The organism is Bacillus kexueae, from assembly GCF_022809095.1.
Taxonomy (GTDB): domain Bacteria; phylum Bacillota; class Bacilli; order Bacillales; family Aeribacillaceae; genus Bacillus_BZ; species Bacillus_BZ kexueae.
The window spans coordinates 600,314-625,127 of sequence record NZ_JALAZE010000001.1 but is presented as its reverse complement, the minus strand read 5'-3'; the positions used below and the strand labels follow the sequence as shown (position 1 = coordinate 625,127).

Sequence of the window (24,814 nt, the reverse complement as noted above, 5' to 3'; positions counted from 1 at the left end):
CCTGTTTTCGTATTTATTCGTTTTGCCTAGATATCTGCTTTCCTTAGTAAATAAAGCCTAAGCAAAAATCCAATAAAAAAAGAGGCATCGAGTGCCTCTCTAATATGACGATCATCTTTCAACATCCAAAGAAGCGGTTCGTCGCCTTCTATTCTAAGCGAAATAGCTGGATGTGATTTTTCGTACGTATTGCTCTGTTTCTTTAAATGGTGGAATGCCACCGTATTTATCGACATTTCCAGGGCCAGCGTTGTAGGCAGCTAGCGCTAAATGAACGTTCCCATTATATTTCGTTAACATCTGTTTTAAGTATTTCGTACCACCTTCAATGTTTTCGACAGGGTCGAATGGATTTGTTACGCCGAGTGCTTTTGCGGTACTAGGCATTAATTGCATGTAACCCATCGCTCCAGCTGAACTTACGGCTTTTCCGTTAAAGCTTGATTCTTGCTGGATAACGGCACGAATAAGCTTTGCGTCCACGCCGTACTTGTTTGCGGCTGTTTCGATAATGGAATCTATATCACTTGTATTCTTCTTCGTCGTCATTTGAGATATGGAATTAGTTGAAACTGTATTAACCCCGTTTGGCACATTTGATTGTGTCAAGACAGTCTGTAAGAGTTCAGAGAATGGCATTCCACTGCCTTGGTTAAGCTTCGTTGTTGAATTGTGCTGTGTCAAGCTTCTTAAAGCTTGGAGTTCAAATAAGGTTTTAAAATGATTCGACACATTCATTTCAATTGCTCTCCTTCATTGAATGCTCGTATTTCGCGAGATAAAAGCGTTTAATTTTATTCTCCGTTTTTCGTAAAGGGATGTTAAACGTATCAAGCAGTTGTAGAAACGCTTGTTTTCCTTCTGCTTCATCCTGTACTTCAAATTCCAATTCAAAGTCCTCTTTCTTTAAATATCGGCTCCAGTCGAGGACAATTAACCCTTTTTCATGTGAAATTTCGGCACGATCAGTCGTTAATGTACCAAAAAACTGAAGGTCATGCTGAGCAATGTGTAGCTCCTTAAGCTTGTCCATGACATCCCCAGCTTGAGGGAGCTTGGAATCATTAATGGCCACCTTAAATTCTTGCTCAGAGAGTGGTTGGTGTGTTTCGAGTAGGCCAACTGGTGCAGGCTGTTTCAGCGTTAATGTATATCGTCCATTTTTTTTTCGTATGCGCAGCGCAGCCCCCTTGTCTTTTAACGAAAAAGAGGGGGTATCGAAATAATGATTTTCTTGAGTAAAAAAAGATGCGTCAGTTAAGTTGAAATGGGAAACGAATCGGTCGAACTCGTCTTTTGTTAATAGATTTTTAAATTCAATTTCGATTTCTTGATTCATACTATGGAAGTTCCTTTCTTACATGGATTCAAAACTTTTAAAACACTGCTAAAATTTAGTACAATAGAAAGGGTTTTTAAGTCCGAGAATTCATTCTATCAATATGATACAATAAAAAACGGATGAACGATAAGGGCGAATGGTTGTTTTCACAGCAACTTAGGTATTACGTCATGAAAAATGTGAATTCAATGAAAGGAGATTCCAATGAAAAAACGAATAGAAGTAATAGAAGCGACACAAGTGGAAAATCAACTAATCTTAAAAACTGAATCTTTCGGGGATGGGGCAGATCAATTACAAGCGTCTGGACAATTATTAGCCGACTCTGATCAGCTAGCGTTTATTTACATATTAGACAGTGGAAGTGACTTCATTTATTTAAGCATTTCATCCACTCATTGGCCACAATTAAAAATGGCGATGGAAGCAAATGATGCGATCATTGCTGAAGTAGAAGGTCATCAAATTTCTCTAGATAACATTCATGAGGAATTGCAATATTTAGTGGAAAATATAAAAGATAATGCAAACTACGGGGAAGAAATGGAGCAAAAAGTAGTCGAAGTTTTCCATCCATAATGTCCTTGTAGGCTTTAGGGGGGAAATGAATGGATTATCGGGAATGGGAACAAGTTTTATCACCGTATAAGCAAGCGGTAGAGGAATTAAAAGTAAAGTTAAAAGGGATTCGTTCACAATTTGAGCTTGAAGGGGAACATTCTCCGATAGAGTTCGTGACGGGGCGTGTAAAGCCTGTTGTGAGTATATTAGACAAAGCAAGAAGGAAAAATATATCAAAAGAGTCCATTGAAAGAGAAATTCAAGACATCGCAGGCTTACGCATCATGTGTCAGTTCGTCGAAGATATCCATCGCGTACTCGAAATGCTGAGAAAACGCGATGACTTCACTATTATTGAAGAACGTGATTACATAAATCATCAAAAAGATAGTGGATATCGGTCTTATCATATCGTCGTGGAGTATCCAGTTCAAACGTTTAAAGGGTTGAAAAAAATCTTGGTGGAGATTCAAATTCGAACGCTAGCGATGAACTTCTGGGCGACAATTGAGCATTCCCTAAATTACAAATATAGTGGGAACATACCTGAAGATATTAAAGATCGACTCCAACGAGCAGCCGAAGCCGCGTATCGGTTAGATGAAGAAATGTCGCAAATTCGTGGTGAAATACAAGAAGCGCAAGTAATCTTTTCACGAAAAATAGAAAGCTAAAAGATATACCAGGGGTAAATTTTTGAAAAAGGAGCTTAATAGGACCATGAAATTCGCGATTTCCTCAAAAGGTGACGGGACATCCAATGTTCTGGCTCAAAAAATGCGTACATATTTAACCGATTTTGAATTGGAATATGATGAAGAAACACCTGATATCGTCATATCGGTTGGGGGCGACGGCACGCTTTTATATGCTTTTCATCGATATAAAGATCGACTAGATAAAACGGCTTTCATCGGGGTTCATACTGGGCATTTAGGATTTTACGCGGATTGGGTACCGGATGAAATTGAAAAGCTTGTAATTGCTATTGCGAAAACGCCGTATCAAGTGGTGGAGTATCCATTGTTAGAAGTCATTATTCGCCATAATGACGGTGGCAAAGAAGCGCGATATTTAGCGTTAAACGAATGTACGGTCAAAAGTATGGAAGGGACGCTCGTAATGGATGTTGAAATTAAAGGGGAGTTATTTGAAACGTTCCGAGGTGACGGCCTCTGTATTTCAACTCCGACAGGAAGCACCGCCTACAATAAAGCACTTGGCGGCGCAATTTTACATCCATCTATTCCAGCCATTCAAGTGGCGGAAATGGCGTCCATTAATAACCGTGTATTCCGTACAATTGGATCGCCGCTTATTTTGCCGGACCACCATACATGTTTATTACGTCCAGTGAACGATGTTGATTTCCAAATCACAATTGACCATTTGACGCTGTTACATAAAGATGTCAAATCGATTCAATGTCGCGTGGCTCAAGAAAAGGTACGCTTCGCACGTTTTCGACCGTTTCCATTTTGGAAACGCGTCCGTGATTCTTTTATTACGGAATCCGATTAAGGATAAAAAAACGCTTGCCAGCTTTCAAAAGGCAAGCGTTTTTAGTTGTTGTTACAGAAAGTTTAAGTTCAATAAAGTGTTAAAGGATTCTCATTACAGTTTTTTTGGTGTCTAGCTCCAAGCGCCCTTCGCCTAAGGACATGCGCTTTGCGCTTTTTCTGTGAAAATAAACATTACCTATGGGCTGAATGATCGATCATGATAGGTAGATGGTAAAAAGGAAACCCCGGGGAGAATAAATTTTCATGTCTGGGGTGCGAGTGTAAAATCATGTATGTTTCTTATAAAAGCAAAGGCTTAGTACATTATTCAGAATCAGATTGAGCGACTTGACTGAGTCTAGAGCGAAATGTTATGAATTCAATATGAAAGAAAAAGCTACAATGTAATCGGAAACAGTTTTTCAAAAAGGTTGTTCAGAGTCATTTTTCTTCTAATAGTAATGGAGCGTTTAGAATGAATTCAGTCAAAACATTAAAGGAAGGATTTTATCGTGAAACCATTTCAGTTATCGTGGAAAATCAAAGCGGCAGATGAGGAGAAAGTGTTACGGGAATTTTTGCGCGAACAACAAATTTCGAAAGCAGCGCTAACCGATATTAAATTTAATGGCGGATCTATTGAAGTGAACGGAAAAGAAGAAAATGTTCGCTACGTTCTAACTCGTGGTGATGAAGTAATGGTAACGTTTCCGGAAGAAGCGCAGAGCGAATCAATGATGAAAGAAGACATCCCACTTGACATCGTATATGAAGATGAACATTGTCTTGTTATTCAGAAACCACCTTATCAATCGACGATTCCATCGAGAGAGCACCCAACTGGTAGCATCGCCAATGGCCTACTTCACTATTACGAACAAAAGGGATACAAGCTCACGGTTCACATCGTCACACGACTGGACCGTGATACGAGTGGCTTGCTTTTAGTCGCCAAGCATCGTTTTAGTCATTCCTTGTTTTCAAAAGAGCAACAAAAGAAAGCAGTGAAGCGGAAATACATGGCTGTCGTTCACGGTGTCATGAAAGAAGATCAAGGGACGATCAATGCCCCAATATCTAGAAAAGAAGATAGTATTATCGAACGTGTCGTTCACCCAGAGGGGCAAACAGCCGTTACTCACTTCAACGTACTGAAACGATTTTCTGACCGGACACTCGTTGAACTAACACTTGAAACAGGTCGAACGCACCAAATTCGGGTACATATGGCTCATCTAGGACATCCACTCTGTGGTGATACATTGTATGGCGGCCAAAGAGACCAAATCGACCGCCAAGCGCTTCACAGTTATTCGCTTACCTTTTACCACCCGATGTTACACGAAACGCTGTCCTTTACGAGTGAATTGCCGGGAGATATGAAAAAATTATGCGAGTAAATGGTCTAAAAACGTTGAAATCAGTGTTACTTATCCTTTGCAATGTACTTATACAAAAAAATGCCTAACTTCGATATCAAGTATAAGTTAAAAAGAAGTACTAACGTTCTGGATATTACATACCCATCAATTGCTAATTCGTATCCGGCGGGGATTAATATTTCGCTGTTAAAGAAGAGATAAGTAAGAAAAATAATAGGTAGGACATATCCTAAAATGGCTAAGTAGAGTCCATCTTGTGATTTCATAACTTAGTATAGTCCCTCCTTATATTAAGATGTTCTTAACTAATTTTAACATTAAAGAAATATTTTGGTGTAAACCTTTTCGGAAATTTCTTAGGAAAAAAACAAGTGGAGGAAAACGAGTTGTTTTTTCTCCACTTGTTTCATTTTATTGTTACAGAAAGTTTACGTTCAATAAAGTGTAAAAGTATTCTCTTTTTTTGGTGTCTAGCTCCAAACGCCATCAGCTCGGGTCGCTTCGGCCCTGCTGTGGCGACGGAAGCCTCTTCGCAGGTTCGCGCCCTTCGCCTAACTTGCGCTTTTTCTGTGAAAATAAAAATTACCTATGAGCTGAATGATCGATCATGATAGGTAGATGGTAGAAAGAAAAAACCCCGGGGAGAATAAATTTTCATGTCCGGGGTGTGAGTGTAAAATCATGTATGTTTCTTATAAACCGTTTAGTTATGTAAGGTCACGAAATTTTTCCGCAATGTAAGGCATACTTGACGGTACAGAGGTAGTTTCTTTTTCAGGATAACGGAGTGCAGTTAAACAGTTACCGAAAACGCATCCCGTATCGATATTGACGGTCTGGTTGAGGAATCGCGGTGCTATAACGGGAGTATGTCCATATACGATGAAGGGACGACCTTTATATGAAGCCGCCCAATCGCGACGTTCAGGCGTACCGTCAGGGTTCGTTCTTCCGGTTATATCTCCGTAAAAGACAAAGGTTTTCACTTTTCCAGATGTTTTTCCAATCATCTCTTCTTTTATCCCTGCATGAGCGACAATAAGTTTCCCGTCATCTAATGTCGCATAAAGGGGAGCTTGTTCATATAACCACATAAATTGGTGTTTTATTTCTTCTTGTTGTTTGCTTGAAAGTTCTTCATATTCAGCGACAGTTGTCTCTAAACCGTGTGCAATTTTCACAGGATTGCCTAAAAAGAAACGGTACAGCTTATTACAGTGATTTCCTGGGACATAGATGGCTTTTTTCTGTTGAACAAGTTCGTATACCGCTTCGATAACTTTCAACGATTCCGGTCCTCGATCGGTTAAATCTCCAACGAAAACTAGTTTTCGGCCGCTAGAAGAAATAGGCACTCCCGTATCCCAACGATAACCTAGTTTTGTGGTGAGCGCTTTAAATTCTTTGAAACAACCGTGTATATCACCAATGATATCGTACATTTAAAATCACCTTTTTATCTGTTTATTTCTCCTAATCATACCAAAGTGGTAAAAAAGATTGAAGTTTTCGAGTAAAGGAAGAAGGGAATGGAATTCTAAGTAGTAGGATGTTTATTTCGTGTGTGAATTTTCCGTCTATTGAGGATTCGGTTAAAAATTTTCCAACCTTTAGCGACAACATTCGTTAGATTTGCTAATATAGTGGAGACAGTTGGTTAAAGTTTTCGGATTTTTGAGAGGAGGAGATGTAATGACGACGGAAAAAGAACGTGTCGAGTTCGATGGAAACGTCTTAAATGAAGCCTTGCTAATGGAAGATATGCCGACTTTCCGTGCAACGTTTTTACAACTCCACCCGTATGATCAAGCAAAATTCTTCTTGAAATTAGAGAAAGATGCTAGAATGCTGGTATATGCGTATCTTTCACCAGAAGAAATGGCCTCTATTTTTGAAAACATTGAAGAAGATGATGGGGGCTATCGACCATTTTTAGAAGAGATGGATCCAACCTTTGGCGCACAAATGTTGGAAAACATGTATGTGGATGACGCGGTTGACGTTTTAAACGATTTAAATAAAGACCAAGTTGCAAGCTACTTAACGATTATGGATAAAGAATCGGCTGAAGAAATTCGTGAGTTACTTCACTACGAAGAATTTACAGCCGGTAGTATTATGACAACCGAATACATCGCGATTCACGCCAATCAAACGGTCCGCTCCGCGATGACGATTTTGAAAAATGAAGCGCCCAATGCGGAAACTATTTATTACGTTTATGTAATCGACCAAGAAAAGCATTTAGTTGGAGTTATATCGTTGCGTGACTTGATTATCCACGATGATGATGCGATGATCGGAGACATTATGCACGAACGGGTATATTCAGTGTCTGTTGGTGAAGACCAAGAGGAAGTGGCGCGCAAAATGAAAGATTATGACTTCTTAGCACTTCCCGTTGTAGATTTCCAAAACCACTTACTAGGCATTATCACTGTCGATGACATTATTGACGTATTGGATGAAGAAGCGTCAGATGATTATTCAAAGCTTGCGGCCGTAAGCGACGTCGATTCCCATGATCCAAACCCGCTGTCAGCAGCTAAGAAGCGCTTGCCGTGGCTAATAATCTTATTGTTTTTAGGAATGTTTACCGCAAGCTTAATTGGACAATTTGAAGAGACCATTAATCAAGTTGCCATTTTAGCAGTCTTTATCCCCTTAATTGCCGGTATGGCCGGAAATACAGGGACACAAGCATTAGCCATTGCCGTGCGTCGACTAGCAACTGGGGATGATAATGGAGAAAGCTTCAAAAAAATTATAATGAAAGAAGCGGGGACAGGTGTTATTACTGGTACAGTTTGTGGCTTCGTCGTGACCATCGTCGTCTTTTTATGGAAGCAACAATTATTCCTCGGATTACTCGTTGGCATTTCCATTTTAGCGACGCTAACAGTTGCAACGATTGCAGGTGCATTCGTACCGTTTGTGATGCACAAATTAAATATTGACCCTGCGGTTGCTTCCGGTCCATTCATTACAACGATTAATGACATTATCAGTATTTTAATTTATTTTGGCATGGCAACATTATTTATGAACTATTTATTATAGTATGATAATCGTTCAAGTTTGAGGGAAGCTTTTTTTCAAAGGCTCTTTTCTAAAGGATTGTTGCTTTAGTACATGGAGCGGAAGACACATGACTCCTGTGGGAAGTAGAGGAAAGCAAGTGTCTGGAGCGCAATGTTTAGCATTCACTTTAAATATGACTGAAAAAGCAACAATCTATACGAAAACAGCCTTTTCAAAAGATGAAAGTTCCTCTATAAGGAGGTAGTGTAAATGGAACATCATGCTTCAGTTACATCATTAGTTATTGTTTTAATCGTAGCTTTTATCACACCAATTTTATTGCACCGATTGCGGCTGAATGTGATTCCTGTGGTCGTTGCCGAAATCATTATGGGATTAATTATCGGAAAAAGTGGTTTTAACATCGTCCACCCAGATTCTTGGCTCGAAATTTTATCGACGCTAGGCTTTATCTTTTTAATGTTTTTAAGCGGTGTTGAAATCGATTTTTCAGCGTTTGCGAAAAATAAAAAGAAAGATACGTTGCCGAATGGAAAACCTGCACCAAACACATTTGGTGTGGCAATGATCATTTTTACTGGCATTTTTGTTTTATCCCTTGCCTTGTCATACTTGTTTGTATTTATCGGCTTTATTGATAACGCGTTTCTGATGACGTTAATTATCTCAACGATTTCCTTAGGGGTTGTTGTACCAACGTTAAAAGATGCTCACATCATGAAGTCCAACATCGGACAGATTATTTTATTAGTCGCGGTTATCGCTGACCTTGTCACGATGGTATTGCTTGCAGTTTTTGCAGCACTTTACGGTGATGGAAGCACGAATACATGGTTATTACTTATCTTATTTGGAGCGGGAATTTTACTTTACTTCTTAGGAAAGAAATTCCAGAATCGATCGTTTATTGAAACGATGTCAAAAGGTACCATCCAAATTGGAACACGTGCCGTATTTACGCTCATTATCGTGTTAGTTGCTATTTCAGAGACAGTCGGCGCTGAAAATATTTTAGGTGCGTTCTTAGCAGGGGTGCTTGTTTCCTTGCTTTCACCTAACTCAGAGATGGTACAAAAGCTTGATTCATTCGGGTACGGATTTTTAATTCCCATCTTTTTCGTAATGGTTGGGGTGGAGCTCGACATTTGGTCGCTCTTTAAAGATCCACAAATTTTAATGTTAATCCCGCTTTTATTTATTGCTTTATTCGTGTCAAAGCTCGTCCCAGTGTTTTATTTAAATCGTTGGTATGACACGAAAACGACAGTGGCATCAGCCTTTTTATTAACGTCAACATTATCACTTGTCATTGCATCAGCTAAGATTGGGGAGCGCATGAACATCATTGATGCCAACATGTCAGGGGCCCTCATTTTAGTTGCGATCATTGCAAGTATCGTTTCACCAATTGGGTTCAAAAAAATCTTCCCGAAACAGGAAGTGCAAAATACGAAATTAAAGGTTTCGTTCATTGGCGCCAACCAAATGACGCTTCCGGTTACGCGTGAGTTAAACAATAACATTTATGAAACAACGGTGTACCATACACAGCAAGAGAAAATTGATAAACAAATTTCGAAATCACTATTTAAAATTGAGGAACTGGCAGACTATTCGATTGAAACGTTGAAAAAACATAACATTTTCGATTCGGATGTATTAGTCGTCGCTACTGGAAACGAAGTGCGAAATGCAGAAATTTCAATCTTTGCAAAAGAACTAGGAGTAAACCGCGTCATTGCAAGTATTGCTTCCCCAGACTTAGACGAAGCTCTCAAAGAAAAAGGAATCGACGTATTCTCCGTTCTTTTATCAACGAAACTCTTACTGCGCGCACTCATCGAATCACCAAGTGTCATGCGCATCCTATCGAACCAAGAAACAACGCTTTACCAAATTAATATGAACAACTACAAATATGACGGCGTCATGTTGCGAAACTTCCCATTCACGGGAGACGTCATCTTCGTCCGCATCTTTAGAGGAAAAGACTCCATCGTTCCTCACGGTGACACCGAACTAAAAGCAGGCGACCGCCTGATTGTCACCGGCTCAAGAGAATACGTAGACGAACTAAAACGCGAACTCGAATTCTGCGAAACATGCTAAACAAGAAAAACCACTCCATTCGTTGGAGTGGTTTTTCTATTTGAGGTATAGAAGGGGCGACAACGGGCGTAGTGGAGGAGATGGCGCGCATAGTGGAGTAGGTCGCGCGCATAGGAGTGGTGAATCCGCGCATAGTGGAGTAGGTCGCGCGCATTGGGGAAGAGGATCGGCGCATAGGGGAGTAAATTGCGCGCATAGGGAATAGGATCGCGCGCATAGGGTGGCCGAGTCCGCGCATAGTGTAGAAGATAGGAGTGGTGAATCCGGGCATAGTGTAGAAGATCGCGCGCATAGGAGTGGTGAATCCGCGCATAGTGTAGAAGATCGCGCGCATAGGAGAGTGGAGCCGCGCATAGTGTAGAAGATCGCGCGCATAGGAGGAGTAGAGCCGCGCATAGGGAATAGGATCGCGCGCATAGAAGGGCCGAAGTCGCGCATAGGGAAGAGGATCGCGCGCATAGGAGAGTGGAGCCGCGCATAGTGTAGAAGATCGCGCGCATAGGAGGAGTAGAGCTGCGCATAGTGTAGAAGATCGCGCGCATAGGAGGAGTAGAGCCGCGCATAGTGTAGAAGATCGCGCGCATAGGGCAGTGGAGCCGCGCATAGTGGAGTAGGTCGCGCGCATAGGAGTGGTGAATCCGCGCATAGTGTAGAAGGTCGCGCGCATAGGAGGTATAGAGCCGCGCATAGGGAATAGGATCGCGCGCATAGAGAAGCCGAGTCCGCGCATAGGGTGGCCGGGTCCGCGCATAGGAAAGAGGCCTGCGCGCATAGAAGGGGTGAGTCCGCGCATAAGAGAGTAGCCCCCGCTCATAGAGGAGTCCACCCTCGAATAAAAAATGTCCCATTTTCAAAAAGGATATTTTCATTTCGTGTTGAATAGAAAACATGGATAGAAAGGAGTTGACAGTCTTGATTATAAAAGAGCGACAAAAGCCGGAGTATATTCAGCAGCTTGAAGCGCTGTTGCGACGGTTATCGCCAAATCATCCGAAACGAGAATCTATTGAAACGGAGCTTGGAAAGCATTTAGCTGGTCACCGTGGAGAGGAGTCGATTGAATTTTATCTTTCTGAATTACCTTTTGAGAATTTTTTTCTTCTACACAATGTCAGGCTCGCAATCCATGAAGATCATTTTATTCAGCTAGATACGATTATTTTGACTAGTCATTTTATCGTCATTCTTGAAGTCAAAAACCTCACTGGTAAACTTATGTTTGATCCTACATTTCATCAATTAATCCGTGAAAAAGATGGTGTAGAGGAAGTGTTTCCTGACCCCATCCTTCAAATTAATCGTCAAAGGCGTCTTTTTCAACAGTGGCTAGAGTTTAACAAATTTCCTCAACTTCCTATCGAATCCTTCATTGTAATTAGCAATCCGTCTACTCTTATTCGTTCCACCGTACCAAACCATGAAATTTCAGGTCGTGTATTCCATTCGGCATTTCTTCCAGACAAAATGGAGGCAATTAGAAAGAGGTATAGCAAAGGGCATCTTCCAAACAAGGATGTGAAAAAATTAGCGAATATCTTAAAAAAGAAAAATCGCCCTCTTATAAAAGATGTTTTAGCGGCCTTTCAGTTATCGAAGGCTGAAATTCTTACGGGTGTTCAATGTCCGGGATGTCTGTATCTCCCGATGCAACGTCAAAATGGTCAGTGGATTTGTTCATCATGTAGTGTAAGTAATAAGACAGCTCATTTACAAGGAATTCACGATTATTTTCTTCTATTTCAAAAACCTCTTACAAATGAAGAACTCCGCTCGTTTCTCCACATTTCTTCCAGGCATGTTTCACGAAGACTTCTTTTATCGGCACAATTAGAACGAAAAGGACAAAAGAAGTACCGTACTTATACAATTCCAACAAATCGGGAATGATTGGATGAAGGAAAGTGTTGTCATGAAAGACAAGCCAATGATATAATTATGACTAGGTACTAATAACTTGTATTAAATTTTAGGAGGATTAACAAATGAATCTTTCTTTAGAGGGTAAAAATATTGTCGTAATGGGTGTCGCAAATAAGCGTAGTATCGCGTGGGGAATTGCACGTTCTTTACACGCAGCGGGAGCTCGTTTAATTTTTACATACGTTGGAGAGCGTATGGAAAAGTCTGTACGTGATCTAGTGGATACGCTTGGTCGTGAAGATTACTTAGTGCTTCCTTGTGATGTTACAAGTGATGAAGAAATTGAAAAGTGCTTCGCGACAATTAAAGAAGAAGTGGGTGTAGTACACGGAATTGCTCACTGTATCGCTTTTGCGAATAAAGAGGAATTAAACGGTGAATATTTAAATACAACACGCGATGGCTTCCTTTTAGCGCATAACATTAGTTCTTATTCTTTAACAGCTGTTGCGAAAGCGGCTCGTCCTCTTATGACAGAAGGCGGAAGCATCGTGACATTAACATACTTAGGTGGAGAGCGCGTTGTGACAAACTACAACGTCATGGGTGTTGCGAAAGCATCTTTAGACGCTAGTGTGAAATATTTAGCAAACGACCTTGGAAAAGAAGGAATTCGTGTCAATGCGATTTCTGCAGGTCCAATTCGTACGCTTTCAGCGAAAGGTGTTAGTGACTTTAACTCCATCTTAAAAGATATTGAAGAGCGTGCACCGCTTCGTCGTACGACAACGCAAGAAGAAGTTGGTGACACAGCGCTATTCCTATTCACAGACCTTTCTCGCGGCTTAACGGGCGAAATGCTTCATGTGGATTCTGGTTTCCACATTCTTGGCCGATAATGAATTAAGGGGACTGCCTGACAAGTTCCTTAAATAGAATGATGGCGGGTCCTATAGGGAGCAGCACGAGCTTGCGAGTTGAGTAGGCTGAGGCCTTCCCCTGAGGAAAGCGTCCGCTATCAGATGAAATCACCCGGATAAAAGAGGGAGTGTCCTTTTAGGACAGTCCCTTTTGCTTTTATCCCATTGCGTTCACCTTATACCTTTCGGAAATTCCTCCTTTTTCTACGACTCTATTAATCTTTTCGCGTTACTTGATTCCCAACGTATAACCTTCCAAAGTAAAACGGCCGATGTGATGAATAATAAAGAGGTGACGTAAAAGACAGAAGATATGCTAACGAATGATGCGATAATGCCTCCCAACACAGGACCTGTAACATTTCCTAAAAATCGTAAACTTGTATTATAGCCCATGACTTCCCCTTGCATCGATACCGGAGCCTTTTGACGGATGAAGGCGGTAATCGTCGGAATAATCCCACCGAGGGAGAGTCCATATAAAAAGCGGAAGAGCACAAGCTGCCATAAGCTAGTGGCTAAAGCTTGTGGGATAAATAAAATCGCGCCAAATACGAGTAACAGCATTAACACTTTCTCGTAACCGATGCGGTCGCCAAGTTGGCCCCAGCGTCTCGCTGAAAGTAAGTTCCCGAGTCCTGTTGCTGAGAAAGCGAGACCAGCAAAAAATGCGATTTGTCCCGGTCCATGTAGATCTTGTACATATAAAGCTAGCAGCGGCTGAATGCTGAAATTTCCTGTTTGGACGAGTAAGGAAATGACCATGACCGAAAGGAGCATCGGATCTTTGACGATCATATGTAGCACATCTTTGCGCGTATGGTGATCCATTTCGTTCGCCTGTTTTTCACTGTGTTTCTCGACAACCCCTACGTACACAAGGATAACGGCAAAGTAAATGACAGCCGCCGTAATAAAAAAGGAATATTGGAACCCGAAGCTATCTGCCAGCATTCCACCGAGTACGGGTCCTAAAAGGCCACCTGAAACAGTTCCCATCTGCAGCGTTCCGAGAGTTTTACCTGCTGTTTCTTTTGGTGTTTGACTAGAAATAAAGGCTAAAGACGTTGGAATAAATCCGGTGACAAGCCCCATTCCTAACCGTAAGAAAAACAGTTGATACACTGAGGAGACAAACCCCATTAGCAAGATGCTCGTTGCGATACCTGTACCTGTGATTAATAAAATTTTCTTATAACCGTTCTTGTCAGCAAATCGTCCCCAAAGTGGTGACACAAAAAAAGCCATTAAAAATGTTATCCCAAATACATAGCCTGCCCAGCGTTGAACGAATTCCTCTGAATAAGTTGAAAATGTCTCAATGTACAGCGATAAAAACGGCAAAATCATCGTGGCGCTTGCTGCGACGAAAAAGTTGGCAAACCACATGATCGTAAAGTTTCGTTTTTTACAAATAGAATCACCTTCTTTTGTCAGTTATTTCTATCTATTATAAACAAAATATTTCGGGAGTAGAAATAATTCGTTTGTCCTTTTTCGAACGGACATATTACGATTGAATTGGGCATACATTGATTTAGGGCATTGTGAAAAAAATTAGGAGGGATATGCGTATGAAAAAACATCAGTCCCATCAAAATCCTCCCTTAATGTATATCATTCAACCAGATTTGGAGCCCATTTTTAGCTCGATGCAAAAGTCGTATATCGCTAAGCGAAAACCGCAAGGAAAAAAAGAGAAAAAGGCCACGCAAGCGAAACCATCGACGTCTTCGTTCCATACTCTATCCATTGATCAAAAAATCAACACTTTGTTGCATTTACCGAAAGGGCTCGAGCATGTAAGTTGCAACATCGTGACGAAAGAGAAGGAAACAATAAAGGGAAGGCTTGACCGCTTGGAAGAGGGGTATATTTACATCAACGATCAAAAAATTAAAGTCGAGGAAATTGAAGATATTCAATTAATCGGCCTGTAACGATGTTGGAGAGTTTAGCTACTAAACTCTCTTTTTTTTTGGCGACAAAATGCCGTTTAGTTCTCGTTACTTCACCGTAATAATGCGTTGCTTCGCGCTCTTGCATCCATTTTTATGAAACGATACAGTAAAATTATCGATAAAAATTTTAAAAATTCAGGAGGTTCAGAAAATGCAAGAAACGAAAAAAATGATGGAACCGCTCCAGAATGATTTTTTCCCGATTGAAAATGTCGACCATTTTGAGCTTTATGTTGGGAATGCCAAGCAAGCTGCTCACTATTATTGCAAAGCTTTTGGATTTGAACTCATCGGGTATAAAGGACCGGAAACAGGCCAGCGTGAAACAGTCTCCTACTTGCTTCAACAACGAAAAATTCGCCTAGTTTTAACTTCTTCGCTCTTCTCCGACCATTCAGTAACCAACTTTGTCAAACTCCACGGTGACGGTGTAAAAGATATTGCCCTTGAAGTGAAAGATGTTGAAAAAGCGTATAAAACCGCGGTTGAAAAAGGTGCAATCGCGATTCAACAGCCACAAGAATTAAAGGACGAGTATGGAATCGTTAAAAAGGCTATTATCGGCACATATGGGGATGTCCAGCATACATTAATCGAACGAAAAGACTATAATGGGCTATTCTTGCCTGGATTTAAACCGTCTGAAGTAAAGATTCCAGCGAATGATGTCGGGTTAATTGCCGTAGACCATGTGGTAGGCAATGTAGAAAAAATGGAGGAATGGGTCTCCTATTACGAAAATGTTCTTGGATTTAAACAAATGATTCATTTTGATGATGACGATATTAGCACGGAATATTCCGCACTGATGTCTAAGGTAATGCATAAAGGGGGACGCATTAAATTCCCGATAAACGAGCCGGCGAATAAAAAAGGGAAATCGCAAATTCAAGAATACTTAGATTACTATAATGGGCCAGGTGTCCAACATATCGCGATGTTAACGGATGACATTATTGATACTGTATCCAAAATGCGCGCCAACGGCATTGAATTTTTGGACACACCAGATTCGTATTATGATATGTTAACAGACCGCGTCGGAAAAATTGATGAAGACATCGAGAAGCTACGGGAAAATCGTATTTTAGTAGACCGTGATGACGAAGGGTACTTACTGCAAATATTTACAAAACCGATTGTCGACCGCCCGACATTGTTTATCGAGATCATTCAGCGTAAAGGGGCAATCGGATTCGGCGAAGGAAACTTCAAGGCGTTATTTGAATCCATTGAGCGTGAGCAGCGTAAAAGAGGAAATCTGTAAAGAGCGGAGAGAGGAGTGTTCCTCTCTCTTTCCAAATCTTAAGAGGGGAGACTAACGGATGGTCACACATTTATTTCCGCTCAAAAAAGAGCTTGAACGGTTAAGAGAGTATAAAGCGGGAAAGCCAATCGAAGAGGTGAAACGAGAGCTTGGACTTGAAACCATTATAAAACTAGCATCCAATGAAAATCCGTTTGGCTGTTCGCCAAAGGTACAAGAAGCCTTGCAAGAGGCGTTTATTCAACTAGCGAAATACCCCGAGACGACTGCACCGGAACTATCACTTCGACTCAGTCAAAAGTGGGGGCTTACTCCCGAACACTTTGTCATCGGAAACGGATCTGACGAAATCATTCGGTTGATGGCGAAATGTTTTATTCAACAAGGGGATGAAGCCATCATGGCAGATGGAACGTTTCCTCGGTATGAAACATGTGTTTACATGGAAGGAGGAAAACCGGTTAAAATCCCTCTTATACAGGGTGTGCACGATTTAGAAGCGATGCAAAATGCAATCAATTCGAAAACTCGTATGGTGTTTATTTGTAACCCGAATAATCCAACAGGGACAATCGTTTCGAAACAGCGTCTACAAACGTTTATCGAGCACGTGCCGAAGAATGTCCTCCTTGTGATCGATGAAGCGTACTATGAATATATGGATGATGAAGTCAAGCTAGACACACATCGTTTTGTTGAAAAATACCCTAACTTAGTCGTCCTTCGAACCTTTTCAAAGATTTATGGACTCGCTTCCCTTCGAATCGGTTACGGCATCATGAATCCACAAATTCGTTCCATATTGTTAAAAGTAAAAGATCCGTTTAATTCCAACCGTTTTGCTCAGAAAGCAGCTTTATGCGCGTTGGAAGACTGGCAATTTGTTGAGAGCTGTAAGCAGAAAAACCAAGAGGGCCTTACATTTCTACAAAATGAGTTCGATCGGATGGGGATTTCGTATTTTTCATCTCACGCGAACTTTCTCATGATTCTTCTACACGAAAGTGGTACGTCCGTGGCAGAAAAACTAGTTCGAGATGGAATCATTGTTCGTGCAGGTGAAGTGCTCGGTTTTCCGAATACGATTCGTGTCACGATCGGAACGGAAAGCGAAAATCATCGGTTCATGGATGCATTCAAACAAATCATGAAAGGGGCGAATGAAGATGAAAATTGAACCGTCAACCCTTCCGTGGAAAGATGCCTACAAGCTGTTAATCGGGTCTATCTTACCGAGGCCAATTGCGTTCGTCTCTACCATTAATGAAAAGGGAGGGGCTAATGTCGCGCCATTTAGTTTTTTCACTGGAATATGCGCGGACCCATTCATGGTTTGCTTTGCACCGATGCTTCGTGGAACGGACGGAGAAAAGAAAGATACGCTTTTGAATATCGAAGCGACGAAGGAATTTGTTATTAATGTCGTAAGTGAAGAATTCGTTGAGAAAATGAATAACTGCTCTATTGAATTTGATCGGGGTGTGGATGAATTTATTGAAAGTGGTTTAACGAAAGTCTCAAGCCATATCGTGAAGCCCCCTCGAGTGAAAGAGAGCAAGGTACAGTTGGAATGTGTTTTGCATGATATTTTACATTTCGGCCATCAACCTGGAGCGGGAAGTCTAGTGATTGGTCAAGTCGTATGTGTTCATGTTGATGACGCCCTTTACGAAGGGGGAAGAATCGATACAACAAAGCTAAACCCGATCGGACGTTTAGCTGGGGCTACGTATACGAAAGCAATCGCAGAAACGTTTGAGCTTGAGCGAAAACGGGTGAAAAGCGGGGAGAAACGATGAAGCTTGTAACATTTGAAATGAGAGACGGTCTTCAATCCATTGGTTGTATACAAAACGAGCAATTTATTGTGGATCTTCATGCCGCAAGTAAAGGGCTCCTTCCGAAAAAGATGATGGATTTCCTAAGCGATTTTGACCAAAACTGCCGGGTAATTGAAGGAATGGATACGTTTCCGACCTCCTCTGTTCATCCGCTCAGTGAGGTAAAGCTTTTAGCGCCACTAGTGAACCCGTCGAGTTTTCGTGATTTTTATGCGTTTGAAGCGCATGTGAAAACTGCTCGGAATAAACGAGGACTACCGATGATACCTGAATGGTACGATGAACCCGTTTTTTATTTTTCCAATCATCACGCAATCTTTGGTCCTGATGAAGACATCGAATTTCCATCTCACGCAACATGGTGGGATTATGAACTTGAATTGGCTTGTGTAATAGGAAAAGAAGGGCGGAATATTCAAGCGGATGAAGCAGACGACTACATAGCAGGATTTACGATATTAAACGATTGGAGCGCGCGTGACTTACAGCGAAAAGAAATGAAAGTGGGCCTTGGTCCAGCGAAGGGGAAAGACTTTGCCACTTCCATCGGTCCATACTTAGTGACGAAAGACGAGCTGGAACCTTTTAAGGAAGGGGACCGTTATCACCTGGAAATGCGAGCGTATGTGAATGGGAAAAAGCTGTCGGAAGGAAATGCAAAGGATATGTACTTTTCTTTCGGCCAATTAATCGAGCATGCATCAAACAACGCAACCCTTAAACCGGGAGATTTAATCGGTTCTGGAACGGTTGGAACCGGGTGCATCTTAGAACTCGGTACCGACATCCACCCGTGGCTTTCAGATGGAGACGTCATCGAATTATCAATTACCGGACTAGGAACGTTGCGGAATACCGTTCGTAAAGGAGGAAAGACAAATGCCATTTTATCGTCAAATGGGGAACGTGCCACGTAAACGACATACTCAATTTCGAAAAGAAGATGGCACGCTTTATCGCGAACAAGTAATGGGAACGAAAGGCTTTTCAGGCGTACAATCAATTTTATATCATCATAATCCGCCAACGGCGATGACAAAGGCTGAAGTGTATGACAAAGCGACGGTTGAATATGAACAGCAAGGACCGTTATGCCATCGTCATTTTCAATCCGATCGGATAGAGCGAAACGGTGACTTCCTAACCGGTCGCGACTATATATTAGGAAATGATGACCTTGTCATTGGGGTTGTTAAACCGACCGAATCCATGACTCACTATTATCGAAATGGTGACGGCGATGAATTATTATTCGTCCACCGTGGAACAGGAACAGTGGAAACGATGTTCGGACAATTACGTTATGAACCAGGTGACTATATTTACTTGCCAATTGGGACCATTCACCGATTTGTGGCGGACGATCAAGACACAAAGATGCTTGTCATCGAAACGACGAGTCACATTACCACTCCACGCAGATATCGGAATGAATACGGTCAACTACTCGAACATAGTCCTTTTTGTGAGCGAGATTTTAAAGGTCCAAGTAAGCTTATCACGCATACGAGTAGCGGGACATACACAGTGTTGACGAAGTCGCGCGGATTCTTGCACAAGCATGAATTCCCTTATCATCCACTCGATGTCGTCGGCTGGGATGGTTACGTATACCCATGGATTTTTAACATCCGTGACTTCGAACCGATTACCGGAAGAATTCATATGCCACCACCCATTCACCAAACATTCGAAGGACATAATTTTGTCGTTTGTTCATTCTGTCCAAGACTATATGATTACCACCCAGACGCCATTCCTGCACCGTATTTTCATAGCAACGTCGACAGCGACGAAGTCCTATATTACGTTGAAGGAAACTTCATGAGCCGGAAAGGAATTGAAGAAGGATCCATCACCCTACACCCATCCGGCATCCCACACGGCCCGCACCCTGGAACAATTGAAAAAAGCATTGGCAAAAAAGAAACGAAAGAACTCGCTGTCATGATTGACACCTTCCGCCCCCTTCGCGTTGTTAAAAAAGCCCGTCACATAGAAGACGAAAACTATAAATATAGCTGGATAGAAAAAAGCTGACCAAATAGGGTCAGCTTTTTTCATGGGGTGTGCCCGCGCGCATAGAGGAGAGGCTCGCGCGCATAGAGGAAGTGAGTGCGTGCATAGAGAGTGTGCCGTGCGCATAGGGGTGTGGTTTGCGCGCATAGGATGTAGGTTCGCGCGCATAGGAGAGTAGTCTGCGCGCATAGAGATGTAGCTTGCGCGCATAGGAGAGTTGAGTGCGCGCATAGAGGAAGTGAGTGCGCGCATAGGATGCTGGCTTGCGCGCATAGGGTTGTGAATCGCGCGCATAGGGTTGTGAATCGCGCGCATAGGGTTGTGAATCGCGCGCATAGGGTTGTGAATCGCGCGCATAGGGTTGTGAATCGCGCGCATAGGGTGTGAGTCCGCGCGCATAGGGTGTGAGTCCGCGCGCATAGGGTTGTGGTCCGTACGCATAGTGTTTTGGCCCGCGCGCATAGAGGAGTTGCCCGCGCGCATAGAGGAGTTGCCCGCGCGCATAGGATGCTGGCTTGCGCGCATAGGGTGTGAGTCCGCGCGCATAGGGTGTGAGTCCGCGCGCATAGGGTGTGAGTCCGCGCGCATAGGGTTGTGAATCGCGCGCATAGAGGAAGTGAGTGCGCGCATAGAGAGTGAGCCCGCGCGCATAGGGTGTTGAATCGCGCACATAGGAGAGGAGAATGCGCGCATAGGTGAGCCAAACTCGCGCATAGAGCAGGCTCCCCCGCGCATAACGAAGTCAATCTCACACCGCATTCCCCAATGCACACAAAAAGGACCGCCACCTGCACATAAGCAATCAAGTGGTCGATCCTTCAGTACATGCACTCACACACGCCTTCTTACGTGTTGTCTGCCAATAATTCGTTTAAGGCGATGGTTTTAATGTGTTCGTATTGGAATGCTTGTTGTAGTTCTTCGACGAAAAGGTCGGTTTTCCGGACGTATTTTTCGCGGGCAATGTCGTAAAATTCGTATGGGAACAGCATGTCAATAAACATGACTTCTTTTTGTTCTTTCGTTAGCGGACTCATTGTTTCGTATGCGTCGAGCATGAATTGGAATTCTTCAGTGTTCCAATTGGTAGTCGTGTCCATGAGCGGAATGATGATTTTTCGTAAATCGCGAATAGGGAGGTCGAATGATACTGTATCTAAGTCGATGATCCAAATGTCGTTGTCTAATCCGAGCAATGTATTCCCTGTTCCGTAGTCTTGGTGACATAAGGTTGGTGCGGCGAGTTCTTCGGTTACCCATGTTTTATAATGGGAGTTTAACAAGCGTTCCAACGTTTCCTGTCCAACCGTCAAGACCGAATCAATTTCTGCTAGATAGAGTTGGGAGAATGGATCGTCTGGAAGCTCTGCGGCAGCGATTTTCCAAGTTTTCATTTGCTGGAGACGTTTAATGTAGTGATTTTGCCAACGTCCAAGCTTTTTGAATACAGGGACGCCTTCCGGGGGCACATAGCCTTTCGACCATTGATGGAATTCGGCTAAACCTTTCATGATCATGTGCAAGTCGTCGCGGTTTGTAAATTCAAACGGGCGACCTTCGATCCAGTCATAAACGACAAACAAAAACGGGCCGTATTTTGTATAAAGCTCGTCACGGTTGTTACGGATAATGCCTGGTACGCGGGCGCCATTTGTAGCTAAATAGTTTTGTGCATTAATGGAGAAAAGGGCCTTTTTTTCTGGACGATGAATCCGCTTTAAACAGATAGGCCCTTCGGTTGTATGGATTTTCCAAACGAGAGCCATTTGCCCTCCTTGAATAACTTCAATGTCTTGAACCGATACATTCCAATTTTCCATAATGACTGCCGCTAAGTCTCTTAGTTTTGCTTCTTCTTCCGGGGTTAACACATATTCTTCTTCAAGCGATATGTTGAGCATTTCATTTTCCATATTGTCACCTTCCTAAAATCATATAAGCATAACCTTTTCTTTACTCTATGAAGCTTGAGCGCTTTTTGTCCAAGATAAATGACTAAAAATGAAAGAAGGACCAAATTTCTTATAATCAAAATCACACCTTTTATCCTCATTTCGTACTCTATGTTAAGGTGAAAAAATTACCTTGAAATGGAGGGAGCTTCTTGAAAATCGCATTTATCGCCACTGAAAAATTACCGGTACCGGCTATAAAAGGTGGCGCGATCCAAATTTATCTCGATGCTATAGCACAACAAATTGCACAAAATCATCAAGTCACCATCTTTTCTATTACTCATCCTGATTTGCCCGCTGAAGAAACGAAAAACGGTGTTCAATTCGTACGCTTTCCAGAAAAAGAATTTATTGATTCCATCGTTCAATATGTAAGGTCTACATCCTTTGATGTCATCCATGTTTGTAACCGACCGTTATGGATTGAACAAATTCGTGAAGCAACACCGAATGCCAAACTCGTCTTAAGTGTTCATAATGAGATGTTTGCGAACGAAAAAATCAGCGATGAGGAAGGAAAGCGCTGTATCGCATTATGCTCGAAAATTGTGACAGTCAGTGATTATATAGGAAATACCATTACGTCACGTTTTCCAGAAGCGAAAGGGAAAGTAAAGACCGTTTATTCTGGGGTGGACGTTCAAACGTTTCATCCAAGTTGGACGAATACCGGGCGTGAGCTCAAGAAAAGTATTCGATCAAAGCTCGGTCTACAAAACAAGAAAGTCATTTTATTTGTCGGGCGTTTAAGTAAGGTAAAGGGACCGCATATTTTACTTCAAGCGCTACCAAGTATTATGGAAAAGCACCCGGATGCGGTGATGGTATTTATCGGTTCCAAATGGTTTGGAGACGATGAAGTGAATAACTATGTCAAGCATCTATATACACTTGGTGCACTATATCCGGAAAATGTCCAGTTTATTAAATTCGTGAAGCCGAGTGAAATTGCCGGTCTATTCTCTATGTCCGATGTATTCGTTTGTTCTTCTCAATGGCAGGAGCCGCTTGCACGTGTCCATTATGAAGCGATGGCTTGTGGGCTTCCAATTGTGACAAGTCAACGAGGTGGAAATCCAGAGGTTATTGACGAAGGGAAAAATGGCCATGTCATCGGCGATTTTGAAAATCCGCTTGCGTATGCGGAAAGGCTCAATGCCTTATTAAGCAGCGAAGGAAAACGTACGTCAATGGGACAATATGGTCGCCAAAAAGCAGAGGCGAATTTTCAATGGAAGCACGTCGTTTCGAATCTTTTAAACGTATACGGAAGTATTAGGTAAAAAGAAGGTGGTGGAAAAAATGAATGAAAACGCCAATCAAGTATTGCAAAATATTTTGAGCTTGTATCCGATAACCGTTCAAAACGTATCGCTATTATCGATGAAAAGCGGGAGAACGATGTGGCTCGTTGAAACAGATGAAGGACCAAAAGTGTTAAAAAATGCGGAAATGAAGCTGGAGAGAATGCTTTTCATTGCCGGGGCTCACGAGCATTTACAAAATAACGGCTTGCCGATTGCACCTATTATTCGTACGAAAAATGGAGCATTAACGGTTGGAGCGGGAGAATCTTCTTTCGTCTTATACGATAAAATTGACGGAGACGAAGTTATTTATTATAACGAAAACTCCCTTGTGGAGACGATGCAGTTTATGGCGCAATTTCATCTTGCTTCAAAAGGGTATGAAAATCATTCAGAAAGTAAAAAACGCGGAAGAATTGGAAAGTGGCATAAATTGTTCCGGTGGAAATTACAGGAATTAGAAGGAAACAAAACGATTGCAGAAGGGTTGCCAGATGATCCATTCTCCGTGCTGTTTTTACAGCATGTTGACCACATGCTTGAGCGTGGAAGAAAGGCTCTGCAAGAGTTAGATGAGCTTCCGTATCAAAATTGGACGAAAGCTTGGATCGAAGAGAAAGGCTTTTGTCAGCAAGATTTTACGATGGCCCGTTTCACGCATGCGGAAGAAGGACTCATGATGAAAGAATTGCACTCGATTACCAATGATCTTCCTTCTCGCGATATAAGGATTCTATTAAACAAAGTGATGAAAAAGATGTCCATTTGGGACACCGATTTAGCATTCACGATGCTAAAAGCATATGACTCGGTTCATCCACTAACGCAAGAGCAATATGAGGTTATATGGACAGAATTACGTTTTCCTCATTTATTCTGTTCCATTATTCATAAATATTATCTCGGACAGAAAGAATCGTGGTCGGATGAGAAATATATTTGGGCCTTACAAAACATCATCTCGCTTGAAAACTCGAAGTCTGAGTTTTTAACGAAGACAGATGAAATGTTTGCACGCCTTAAGGAGGGACAATAATGGAGAAAAAAGATGATAAAAACCATTCCATTCCTCAAGTCGAACTTTCCAATTTTGAATTCTCCCCACCTGGACCGATGGGCTGGAGCTTTCAAGAATATGAAGAGCTTCTTCAAAATCCGAATCAATTTTTAGACTCTCAATCGAAATTCACGAATTTAATGGAAGAACTTGAAACAGCAGAAATTGTTGAATTACCTGTAAGTTCTAGGGGATTTGTTAAACCTATCGACTCGCTTGGTACAGCAGAAGAAGTTACTGTTTTATCCGAAATGGTTGAGCCAGAGCTACCTGCTAGCATAATTGAAGGAGAGGTAACAGATACAATTAAGGAGTTCCCGATAGAGCCTGAACCTATGGTCGAGGAAGAGTTTGAACCTATGTTAGAATCAGAACCTCAACCTATACAAGAGAATGAAGAAATTGAGCTTGATCTAACGGAAGATGAACAAGAGGAATTCGATCAATTAGCTCCTGAGGAAATTTTGGAAGTAACTCAGCCAGTTAGTCAACGTGATGAAGAAGAATGGTTCGTACTCACTGGGGGAAAAACGAAGAAAAGTGGCAAAAAGAAGAGAAGTAGAGGGAACACAGTTATATTTTCTTAATTCGAATGGTGATTATTGATGAAATTAACGATATTGGTTGTGCATTAACCAATTATTTCATAAAAAAACTGCTGAAATAACGAAGTAAAGCGCTTTGTATGC

23 protein-coding genes are annotated in these 24,814 nt (G+C 41.9%); 17 read left to right on the top strand and 6 right to left on the bottom strand.

The features are described 5' to 3' along the window. Nucleotides 1-153: 153 nt before the first annotated feature. Both ML543_RS03220 and ML543_RS03215 read right to left on the bottom strand, forming a co-directional pair. A complete protein-coding gene (locus ML543_RS03220) occupies nucleotides 154-738 on the bottom strand; it encodes a lytic transglycosylase domain-containing protein (RefSeq protein ID WP_243385694.1) in 585 nt (194 codons plus the stop codon). A gap of 1 nt (nucleotide 739) precedes the next feature. Beyond that, nucleotides 740-1,339: a CYTH domain-containing protein gene (locus ML543_RS03215; protein WP_243385693.1), complete on the bottom strand. Its 600-nt coding sequence runs from the start codon at nucleotides 1,337-1,339 to the stop codon at nucleotides 740-742. Nucleotides 1,340-1,546: 207 nt separating this feature from the next. On the opposite strand from ML543_RS03215, the gene ML543_RS03210 reads away from it, so the two are divergent. From ML543_RS03210 to ML543_RS03195, 4 genes are all read left to right on the top strand, one after another. Continuing rightward, nucleotides 1,547-1,921, top strand: a complete 375-nt coding sequence (locus tag ML543_RS03210) for a UPF0738 family protein (protein ID WP_243385692.1) — start codon at nucleotides 1,547-1,549, stop codon at nucleotides 1,919-1,921. Nucleotides 1,922-1,950: 29 nt separating this feature from the next. Next, nucleotides 1,951-2,577 carry a GTP diphosphokinase gene (yjbM, locus tag ML543_RS03205; protein WP_243385691.1) on the top strand — a complete coding sequence of 209 codons (627 nt, stop codon included), beginning with the start codon at nucleotides 1,951-1,953 and terminating at the stop codon, nucleotides 2,575-2,577. Between the two features lie 46 nt (nucleotides 2,578-2,623). Further along, the gene (locus ML543_RS03200) at nucleotides 2,624-3,424 is read left to right on the top strand and encodes an NAD kinase (RefSeq protein ID WP_243385690.1); all 801 of its coding nucleotides are present in this window, start codon (nucleotides 2,624-2,626) and stop codon (nucleotides 3,422-3,424) included. A gap of 493 nt (nucleotides 3,425-3,917) precedes the next feature. Next, the gene (locus tag ML543_RS03195) at nucleotides 3,918-4,805 is read left to right on the top strand and encodes an RluA family pseudouridine synthase (RefSeq protein WP_243385689.1); all 888 of its coding nucleotides are present in this window, start codon (nucleotides 3,918-3,920) and stop codon (nucleotides 4,803-4,805) included. Between the two features lie 26 nt (nucleotides 4,806-4,831). On the opposite strand, the gene ML543_RS03190 is transcribed toward ML543_RS03195, so the two are convergent. Both ML543_RS03190 and prpE read right to left on the bottom strand, forming a co-directional pair. Beyond that, nucleotides 4,832-5,053 (bottom strand): hypothetical protein, encoded by a 222-nt coding sequence (locus ML543_RS03190; RefSeq protein ID WP_243385688.1) that lies wholly within the window; start codon nucleotides 5,051-5,053, stop codon nucleotides 4,832-4,834. Nucleotides 5,054-5,494: 441 nt separating this feature from the next. Further along, nucleotides 5,495-6,229 carry a bis(5'-nucleosyl)-tetraphosphatase PrpE gene (gene prpE, locus ML543_RS03185; RefSeq protein WP_243385687.1) on the bottom strand — a complete coding sequence of 245 codons (735 nt, stop codon included), beginning with the start codon at nucleotides 6,227-6,229 and terminating at the stop codon, nucleotides 5,495-5,497. Nucleotides 6,230-6,479: 250 nt separating this feature from the next. On the opposite strand from prpE, the gene mgtE reads away from it, so the two are divergent. The 4 genes from mgtE (at nucleotide 6,480) to fabI (ending at nucleotide 12,697) form a co-directional block, all read left to right on the top strand. Next, nucleotides 6,480-7,847 (top strand): magnesium transporter, encoded by a 1,368-nt coding sequence (mgtE, locus tag ML543_RS03180; protein WP_243385686.1) that lies wholly within the window; start codon nucleotides 6,480-6,482, stop codon nucleotides 7,845-7,847. Nucleotides 7,848-8,078: 231 nt separating this feature from the next. Further along, nucleotides 8,079-9,938 (top strand): monovalent cation:proton antiporter family protein, encoded by a 1,860-nt coding sequence (locus tag ML543_RS03175; protein ID WP_243385685.1) that lies wholly within the window; start codon nucleotides 8,079-8,081, stop codon nucleotides 9,936-9,938. A gap of 912 nt (nucleotides 9,939-10,850) precedes the next feature. Continuing rightward, entirely contained in the window at nucleotides 10,851-11,825 is a 975-nt protein-coding gene (locus tag ML543_RS03170; protein ID WP_243385684.1) for a nuclease-related domain-containing protein, read from the top strand. Between the two features lie 95 nt (nucleotides 11,826-11,920). Next, nucleotides 11,921-12,697 carry an enoyl-ACP reductase FabI gene (fabI, locus tag ML543_RS03165; protein ID WP_243385683.1) on the top strand — a complete coding sequence of 259 codons (777 nt, stop codon included), beginning with the start codon at nucleotides 11,921-11,923 and terminating at the stop codon, nucleotides 12,695-12,697. A gap of 225 nt (nucleotides 12,698-12,922) precedes the next feature. Here the strand turns inward: fabI and ML543_RS03160 are convergent, their stop codons facing one another. Beyond that, nucleotides 12,923-14,107, bottom strand: coding sequence for an MFS transporter (locus ML543_RS03160; protein WP_243385682.1), 1,185 nt, complete (start codon nucleotides 14,105-14,107; stop codon nucleotides 12,923-12,925). A gap of 185 nt (nucleotides 14,108-14,292) precedes the next feature. Here ML543_RS03160 and ML543_RS03155 point away from each other — a divergent pair, with 185 nt between their 5' ends. The 6 genes from ML543_RS03155 (at nucleotide 14,293) to ML543_RS03130 (ending at nucleotide 19,827) form a co-directional block, all read left to right on the top strand. After that, a complete protein-coding gene (locus tag ML543_RS03155) occupies nucleotides 14,293-14,658 on the top strand; it encodes a spore coat CotO family protein (protein WP_243385681.1) in 366 nt (121 codons plus the stop codon). 172 nt (nucleotides 14,659-14,830) lie between these two features. Further along, entirely contained in the window at nucleotides 14,831-15,946 is a 1,116-nt protein-coding gene (hppD, locus tag ML543_RS03150) for a 4-hydroxyphenylpyruvate dioxygenase (protein WP_243385680.1), read from the top strand. 58 nt (nucleotides 15,947-16,004) lie between these two features. Next, the gene (hisC, locus tag ML543_RS03145) at nucleotides 16,005-17,123 is read left to right on the top strand and encodes a histidinol-phosphate transaminase (RefSeq protein ID WP_243385679.1); all 1,119 of its coding nucleotides are present in this window, start codon (nucleotides 16,005-16,007) and stop codon (nucleotides 17,121-17,123) included. Next, nucleotides 17,113-17,745 carry a flavin reductase family protein gene (locus tag ML543_RS03140; protein ID WP_243385678.1) on the top strand — a complete coding sequence of 211 codons (633 nt, stop codon included), beginning with the start codon at nucleotides 17,113-17,115 and terminating at the stop codon, nucleotides 17,743-17,745. The genes hisC and ML543_RS03140 overlap by 11 nt, the downstream gene beginning before the upstream one ends. Continuing rightward, nucleotides 17,742-18,704 (top strand): fumarylacetoacetate hydrolase family protein, encoded by a 963-nt coding sequence (locus ML543_RS03135; RefSeq protein ID WP_243385677.1) that lies wholly within the window; start codon nucleotides 17,742-17,744, stop codon nucleotides 18,702-18,704. The genes ML543_RS03140 and ML543_RS03135 overlap by 4 nt, the downstream gene beginning before the upstream one ends. Continuing rightward, complete coding sequence (locus ML543_RS03130) at nucleotides 18,667-19,827, top strand: homogentisate 1,2-dioxygenase (protein WP_243385676.1); 1,161 nt, start codon at nucleotides 18,667-18,669, stop codon at nucleotides 19,825-19,827. Before ML543_RS03135 ends, ML543_RS03130 begins: the two co-directional genes overlap by 38 nt. Before the next feature lie 824 nt (nucleotides 19,828-20,651). Here the strand turns inward: ML543_RS03130 and ML543_RS03125 are convergent. After that, a complete protein-coding gene (locus tag ML543_RS03125) occupies nucleotides 20,652-21,719 on the bottom strand; it encodes a CotS family spore coat protein (protein ID WP_243385675.1) in 1,068 nt (355 codons plus the stop codon). 191 nt (nucleotides 21,720-21,910) lie between these two features. Here ML543_RS03125 and ML543_RS03120 point away from each other — a divergent pair, with 191 nt between their 5' ends. From ML543_RS03120 to ML543_RS03110, 3 genes are read left to right on the top strand one after another with little or no spacing between them, the layout of a single operon-like run. Then, nucleotides 21,911-23,044, top strand: a complete 1,134-nt coding sequence (locus ML543_RS03120) for a glycosyltransferase family 4 protein (RefSeq protein WP_243385674.1) — start codon at nucleotides 21,911-21,913, stop codon at nucleotides 23,042-23,044. 19 nt (nucleotides 23,045-23,063) lie between these two features. Further along, nucleotides 23,064-24,104 (top strand): CotS family spore coat protein, encoded by a 1,041-nt coding sequence (locus ML543_RS03115; protein WP_243385673.1) that lies wholly within the window; start codon nucleotides 23,064-23,066, stop codon nucleotides 24,102-24,104. Next, nucleotides 24,104-24,712, top strand: coding sequence for a hypothetical protein (locus ML543_RS03110; protein WP_243385672.1), 609 nt, complete (start codon nucleotides 24,104-24,106; stop codon nucleotides 24,710-24,712). The genes ML543_RS03115 and ML543_RS03110 overlap by 1 nt, the downstream gene beginning before the upstream one ends. Nucleotides 24,713-24,814: the final 102 nt, after the last annotated feature.

What these genes read in the sequence shown, in the direction of transcription:
- ML543_RS03220 (WP_243385694.1), bottom strand. Translation starts at nt 738, where the DNA reads ATGAATGTGTCGAATCATTTTAAAACCTTATTTGAACTCCAAGCTTTA.
- ML543_RS03215 (WP_243385693.1), bottom strand. Translation starts at nt 1,339, where the DNA reads ATGAATCAAGAAATCGAAATTGAATTTAAAAATCTATTAACAAAAGAC.
- ML543_RS03210 (WP_243385692.1), top strand. Translation starts at nt 1,547, where the DNA reads ATGAAAAAACGAATAGAAGTAATAGAAGCGACACAAGTGGAAAATCAA.
- yjbM (WP_243385691.1), top strand. Translation starts at nt 1,951, where the DNA reads ATGGATTATCGGGAATGGGAACAAGTTTTATCACCGTATAAGCAAGCG.
- ML543_RS03200 (WP_243385690.1), top strand. Translation starts at nt 2,624, where the DNA reads ATGAAATTCGCGATTTCCTCAAAAGGTGACGGGACATCCAATGTTCTG.
- ML543_RS03190 (WP_243385688.1), bottom strand. Translation starts at nt 5,053, where the DNA reads ATGAAATCACAAGATGGACTCTACTTAGCCATTTTAGGATATGTCCTA.
- prpE (WP_243385687.1), bottom strand. Translation starts at nt 6,229, where the DNA reads ATGTACGATATCATTGGTGATATACACGGTTGTTTCAAAGAATTTAAA.
- mgtE (WP_243385686.1), top strand. Translation starts at nt 6,480, where the DNA reads ATGACGACGGAAAAAGAACGTGTCGAGTTCGATGGAAACGTCTTAAAT.
- ML543_RS03175 (WP_243385685.1), top strand. Translation starts at nt 8,079, where the DNA reads ATGGAACATCATGCTTCAGTTACATCATTAGTTATTGTTTTAATCGTA.
- fabI (WP_243385683.1), top strand. Translation starts at nt 11,921, where the DNA reads ATGAATCTTTCTTTAGAGGGTAAAAATATTGTCGTAATGGGTGTCGCA.
- ML543_RS03160 (WP_243385682.1), bottom strand. Translation starts at nt 14,107, where the DNA reads ATGTGGTTTGCCAACTTTTTCGTCGCAGCAAGCGCCACGATGATTTTG.
- ML543_RS03155 (WP_243385681.1), top strand. Translation starts at nt 14,293, where the DNA reads ATGAAAAAACATCAGTCCCATCAAAATCCTCCCTTAATGTATATCATT.
- hppD (WP_243385680.1), top strand. Translation starts at nt 14,831, where the DNA reads ATGCAAGAAACGAAAAAAATGATGGAACCGCTCCAGAATGATTTTTTC.
- hisC (WP_243385679.1), top strand. Translation starts at nt 16,005, where the DNA reads ATGGTCACACATTTATTTCCGCTCAAAAAAGAGCTTGAACGGTTAAGA.
- ML543_RS03140 (WP_243385678.1), top strand. Translation starts at nt 17,113, where the DNA reads ATGAAAATTGAACCGTCAACCCTTCCGTGGAAAGATGCCTACAAGCTG.
- ML543_RS03135 (WP_243385677.1), top strand. Translation starts at nt 17,742, where the DNA reads ATGAAGCTTGTAACATTTGAAATGAGAGACGGTCTTCAATCCATTGGT.
- ML543_RS03130 (WP_243385676.1), top strand. Translation starts at nt 18,667, where the DNA reads ATGCCATTTTATCGTCAAATGGGGAACGTGCCACGTAAACGACATACT.
- ML543_RS03125 (WP_243385675.1), bottom strand. Translation starts at nt 21,719, where the DNA reads ATGGAAAATGAAATGCTCAACATATCGCTTGAAGAAGAATATGTGTTA.
- ML543_RS03115 (WP_243385673.1), top strand. Translation starts at nt 23,064, where the DNA reads ATGAATGAAAACGCCAATCAAGTATTGCAAAATATTTTGAGCTTGTAT.
- ML543_RS03110 (WP_243385672.1), top strand. Translation starts at nt 24,104, where the DNA reads ATGGAGAAAAAAGATGATAAAAACCATTCCATTCCTCAAGTCGAACTT.